This window comes from Phenylobacterium sp., from assembly GCF_044236515.1.
Taxonomy (GTDB): Bacteria; Pseudomonadota; Alphaproteobacteria; order Caulobacterales; family Caulobacteraceae; genus Phenylobacterium.
In genome coordinates, this window is the sequence record NZ_JBIIGK010000173.1 from 1 (window position 1) to 5,424 (window position 5,424).

Sequence of the window (5,424 nt, forward strand, 5' to 3'; positions counted from 1 at the left end):
GCGACGCCCTTGCGCCAGTCCGTCTCGTACTCCTGAAGGGTCACCCGACCCGACGACCAGAACTGGGTCAGGTCCTTGTCGAACGAGGCGAAATAGCGATCGACGTCGTTGGCGGCGTAGTAGCCGTTGTAGGTCTCGATGAACTGCTTCACCTCGGCCTCGGCGGCGGCCACGTCGGCGGCCGGAGCGGCGGCGGAGGCTTCAGCCTTCTTGGCCGCGCCGTCATCGGAGGCCGGGGAACAGGCGGCGGCCAGCACCAGCATTGAAGACAGGATCAGATACTTCATCGAGGTCCCTCCGGATATTGCGTGTGATCACAAGAGCAGGTTGACGAGAGCCGTCAAGGTCGCGGTTGTTTCAGCACGGCAGCTCGTCGAGGCTCTGGTCCTCGCGGCCGTCGGAAACCCCCTTCGTGAGCGTTTCCTGGCGGAAGAAGCCGGGTTGACGCCACATCATCCAGGTCATCAAGGCAAGGCCAAGGACGATCAGGCCGACTCCGATGATGAACACCAAGCCCAGGCCGCCGATGTGCGAACCGCTGCCGTATTCGGGGTCCATGCTGTCCAGGGTGGTGGTCAGGAACAGCGCCGCCAGAATCAGGCCGCCGATCAGCGGGAAGATCAGCTGGAAGACTGCGTTCGAGACCGACTTGAACCACTGCCGACGGAAGTACCAGACCGAGGCGAAGGCGGTGATCGAGTAGTAGAAGCAGATCATGATCCCCAACGCCGTGATCGTGTCGCTGAGCACGTTCTCCGAGACGAACCGCATCACCGCGTAGAACGCCGAGGAGAAGGACGTCGACACGATGGTGGCGAAGGCCGGCGTCTTGTAGCGCGGGTTCACCCGGCCGAACGCCGCCGGCAGGGCGTTGTAATGCCCCATCGCCAGCAGGGTGCGGGCTGGCGAGACGATGGTTGATTGCAGCGACGCCGCCGAGCTGACCAGCACCGCGAGCGCCATGATCGCGGCGAACGGCCCGAAGAACGGCCGGGCCAGGGCGAAGAAAACGTTGCCCTGGATATCCGGATTGCCCAGCCCGACACCTTCGGCCCCGACGCCCGCGAAGGCGATGCAGGCGGTGGCGACCAGCAGGTACATCAGCACCGTGGTGACGACGGTCGCCGTCGCGGCCTGGCCCGGCGTCGAGCGGGCGCCGCGCGTTTCTTCGTTCAAGGTCAGGGTGACGTCCCACCCCCAGAAGATGAAGATCGACAGCGAAAGGCCGGCGGCGAAGGCGCTGAACGACGAGACCGCGAAGGGATTGAACCATTCCCAGCGCACTTCCAGGGGGTCGAAGCCGCCGCCGTTGTAGACGCGCCAGAGGCCGACGAGCCCGAAAGCCAGCAGAACCAGCATCTGGAAGCCGACCAGGACATACTGCACGGTCTTGGTGGCCTCCATGCCGCGGCAGGAAATCCACGTCCCCAGCGCCATGAAGACCAGGCAGGTCGCCACGTTGATGAACGGGTGGAGCGTTAGCTGGGCGATGCCGGGATCACGCAGGATCTGGGACAGCAGCAGGTAGAGGAAATCGACGGCGATGCCGGCCGTATTGGACAGCACCAGCACCGTCGCCGCAATCAGACCCCAGCCGCCCATCCATCCGATGACAGGGCCGAACGCGCGTGTCGCCCAGGTGAACGACGTGCCGCTGTCGGGCATCGCCCGGTTCAGCTCACGATAGCCGAAGGCCACCAGCAACATCGGCAGGAAACCGACGAGGATGACCGCCGGCACCTGCACGCCCACCGCCGCCACCGTCGGGCCGAGCGCGGCGGTCAGGGTGTAGGCCGGGGCGACGCACGAAATGCCGATGACCGTCGCGCCGAGCAGACCGACCGCGCCGGCGTTCAGCCCTTTTCGCGATAATCCGGCCCCCGAGTCCTGCTCAGACATTCTCTTGTTTCCCCGTTCGCTGACGTCGGTCCCCCCGATGCGGGATCAGGCCGGCGTTCGTTGTCGTCCTGGAGCCGCCGGCGCGCCCGCGGCGAGAAGTTCGTGGACGGCGCGGTGCGCCTGATCGATGGCAGAGTCCGTGTAGGCGGCGGCCCCGGAATCCGAATTGGCGATTGCGATGCGCCCGAACCGTCGCCGGCCGATGACGTGAGGACGCTCGCTCTCCGGAACGTCCCAGGGATCGTAGAGCGGATTGTACTCATAGGCGTAGCCGTGGGGCCATCGGTTCACCGCGATCGCGGCGATGTCCCGTTCCGCGTCGAAACCCGCGGGGCCTAGGGCCCGCGTGAGCAGATCGCGGATGTTGCGTTCAAAAACGTCGAACGGCGTGCCGAGCAACTCGGCGCGGCCGGCCCGATGCTGGTCACGCTCGGTCGGCGCGCCGGGCGAGTTTGGCGTCCGCAGCATGAACAGGATCGCCGGATCGTCCGGCGACGCCGGCCCGGTATAGCCGCCGATGCTGGCGGGACGGATCAGGCTGAAGGACGAGAAATAGGAGCCAGGCGCGGACACCGACGAGACGCCCAGCTTGTCGAAGGCCCGCCAGTTGCGCAGGGCCACGTTGGTGTAGACGAGCGGCACCTTCACGAGCTGGTGCAGGGCATCCTTCTGCGCCTCCGGCAGGTCCGGCACGATGTACGGGACCATCATGTTGTAGCCGGCGAGGATGCAGACGGCGCCGCGCACGCTGTGGGCGCGGCCGCCATTCATGTAGGTGATCTCGACCTCTTCGCCGCCGCCGATATGGCGGGCGTTGACGACGGTGCTGTTCAACCGCAGGCGAACCGGCGCGTCGGGCCGGTCCAGCGCCGCGTAGTCGAATTTCGCCAGGATGACGTCCTGAACCGTCGATCCCGGCGCGACGCCGGGCACGAGCTGGCGGACCAGCTGGCGGGCGATCGTCGCGTTGCCGTCTGGGAACCGGAAGAAATACGACATGTCCGTGGAAGCGTAGCCGCCGGCGGTGTTGCCCATCCGCGGGATCTTTCCGCGCACGAGACCCAGCCCTTGGAATCCGGGGTGACCTGCGCCCCAGCAGTCCAGCGCCGGCTCGGCGTCGATGCCGAGGCCCCACTCGCCGTGGGTGCGGGTCTGGTAATATGGGATGACGCCGGGATCGGCCTTCACGACCTTCAGCAGATAGTCGCGATAGCTCATTCGAGAGAGCCGGTCCGCCTTCTCGGCCGCGGACACGCCCGGCATGTAGTCCTGGCGGCTGGTCTCGATCCGCACGATGTCGCGCTTGACGGCTTCGCTGAGCGGCGCGTCGGCGAGGCTGGCTGCCAGTTCGGCGGCCGTCGGCTTATCGCTTGCCGGCTGCATCACCAGCTTGTCGGCGCCGAAGGTCGCCTTGTCGAAGAAGGTCGCCGATCCCAGCCGGTCCAACGGACTGTCGCCCCGACCGGCCTTGGCCAGGGCGGGCGGATCGATCCCGAGGGATTTCAGAAGCCTGTCGGCGACCGGGCTGTAAGGCCGGGGGCTGTGGATCAGCATGGTGCCGCCGTTTGACAGCAGCGTGCGCCCGTCGACCTCGAACTCGTTCCGCTTCGCGTGGCCGCCGAAATCGTCGTGGTTGTCCAGGATCAGGATGCGGGCGTCGGGGCGTGCCTGGCGCCAGAACCACGCTGCGGAGAGGCCGCTGATGCCGCCGCCGACGACGACGAGGTCATAGCTCTCCCCCGTCGCTGAAGGCGGCGCAACCGCCTGACCATCGCGCAGCGCGTGAGCCCCTTCGAACGAGCCGGGATGGCTGCCCCGCATGCCTATGCGGGTCGGCGGGTAGTAACCCGCCGGCCCCTGGGTCGGAGGCGCCGCCCCCGTTGCCGATTCGGCCGGTAGCGTACAGCCGGTCGCGAGCAGGCCTGCGCCGATGGCCAGGCCGTTCAGGAAGTCCCGCCGTTCAATCGGGGTGTCGAGGCCAAGAGGGCGCCCGGTCCTGGGGCTGTCCGCCATCGCGTTTGCCCCCTCCCCGTCCGAATTCAGCCCAGCGCCACTTCGTTCTCTTCGACCGGCGGTGCGGGCGGCGCCTGCGGCGCGGCCCGCAGAGCCGGCGCAGCCTCATCCAGCGCCGCGCGGATGATCGCCACCAGACGATCGACCTCTTCGCGGGTGATGACCAGCGGCGGGCTCATGACGATGGTGTCGCGGATGGCGCGGACCATCAGGCCATTGCGGATGCAGATGTCGCGCACGACCGGACCAGCGTGGCCTTCCTTGCCGGTGAAGCGCTCGTTGGTGCCCTTCTTCGACACGATCTCGACGCCGCCGATCAGGCCGAGCGTGCGGGCCTCGCCGACCAGCGGATGGTCGTTGAGGCTCGCCAGCGCCTGGGCGAAGTACGGGCCGATGTCGGTCTGGACACGCTCGATCAGCTTCTCGCGCTCCATGATCTCGATGTTCTTCAGCGCCACCGCCGCCGCCGCCGGGTGACCGGAGTAGGTATAGCCGTGGATGAACTCGCCGCCCGCGTTGCGCAGGGTGTCGACGATCTCGCTCGACACGCCGACCGCCGAGATCGGCAGGTAGCCGGACGACAGGCCTTTGGCCATCGCCACCAGGTCCGGCTTCACACCGAAGTGCTGGTGGCCGAACCATTCGCCGAGACGGCCGAAGCCGCAGATGACTTCGTCGCAGATCAGCAGGATGCCGTACTTGCGGCAGATCGCTTCGACGCGGGTCCAATAGTCGGCAGGCGGGATGATCACGCCGCCGGCGCCTTGCACCGGCTCGCCGATGAACGCCGCGACGTTCTCGGCCCCGACTTCCAGGATCCGCTCTTCGATGGCGCTCGCCGCCCGTTCGGCGAAGGCGGCCGGGTCCTCGCCCAGCGCATCACCGAACAGATACGGCTGCATGACATGCTCGATGCCCGGGATCGGGAAGTCGCCCTGCTCATGCATGGCCTTCATCCCGCCCAGGCTGACACCCGCAACGGTCGAGCCGTGATAGCCGTTGTGGCGGCCGATGATGATCTTGCGCTTCGGCTGGCCTTTGACATCCCAGTAGTGGCGCACGAGACGCAGGATGGTGTCGTTGGCCTCGGAGCCGGAGTTGTTGAAGAAGACGTGCTTCAGCTTGCCGCCAAGCAGTTCAGCCAGCTTCTTGGCCAGCATCAGCGGCGGCGGCGTCGCGGTTTTGAAGAAGGTGTTGTAGTACGGCAGTTCCAGCATCTGGTCGTAAGCGACCTTGGCCATCTCGTCGCGGCCGTAGCCGATGTTGACGCACCATAGGCCAGCCATGCCGTCGAGGATGGTGTTGCCGTCGCCGTCGTACAACGTGCTGCCCTCGGCCCGGGTGATGATCCGGCTTCCGCCCATCTGCTGGATCGCCTGCCAGTCCTGCTGGGGCGCGAGGTGGTGGTCGACATCCATCTTCCGCAGGGCTGGAATGTCGTAGTTGCGGATCACAGCAGTCATCGGGTCCTCGAAGTCTTGGGTCGCAGCGTGTCGTTGGCTGCGATCACAA

The 5,424-nt window shown here is 66.8% G+C and carries 4 protein-coding genes; all 4 read right to left on the reverse strand.

The window, feature by feature from the left end:
* On the reverse strand, nucleotides 1-287 hold a 287-nt coding region (locus ACILRF_RS13985; RefSeq protein ID WP_395673917.1), incomplete at its 3' end, for a hypothetical protein.
* Between the two features lie 70 nt (nucleotides 288-357).
* Nucleotides 358-1,899 (reverse strand): APC family permease, encoded by a 1,542-nt coding sequence (locus ACILRF_RS13990; protein ID WP_395673919.1) that lies wholly within the window; start codon nucleotides 1,897-1,899, stop codon nucleotides 358-360.
* A 45-nt stretch (nucleotides 1,900-1,944) separates the two neighbouring features.
* Nucleotides 1,945-3,912 (reverse strand): NAD(P)-binding protein, encoded by a 1,968-nt coding sequence (locus tag ACILRF_RS13995; protein ID WP_395673921.1) that lies wholly within the window; start codon nucleotides 3,910-3,912, stop codon nucleotides 1,945-1,947.
* A gap of 26 nt (nucleotides 3,913-3,938) precedes the next feature.
* Entirely contained in the window at nucleotides 3,939-5,375 is a 1,437-nt protein-coding gene (locus tag ACILRF_RS14000; RefSeq protein ID WP_395673923.1) for an aspartate aminotransferase family protein, read from the reverse strand.
* Nucleotides 5,376-5,424 lie beyond the last annotated feature (49 nt).

Bases quoted from the DNA above. Each gene is read 5' to 3' on its own strand.
- ACILRF_RS13995 (WP_395673921.1), bottom strand. From the start codon at position 3,912: ATGGCGGACAGCCCCAGGACCGGGCGCCCTCTTGGCCTCGACACCCCG.
- ACILRF_RS13990 (WP_395673919.1), bottom strand. From the start codon at position 1,899: ATGTCTGAGCAGGACTCGGGGGCCGGATTATCGCGAAAAGGGCTGAAC.
- ACILRF_RS14000 (WP_395673923.1), bottom strand. From the start codon at position 5,375: ATGACTGCTGTGATCCGCAACTACGACATTCCAGCCCTGCGGAAGATG.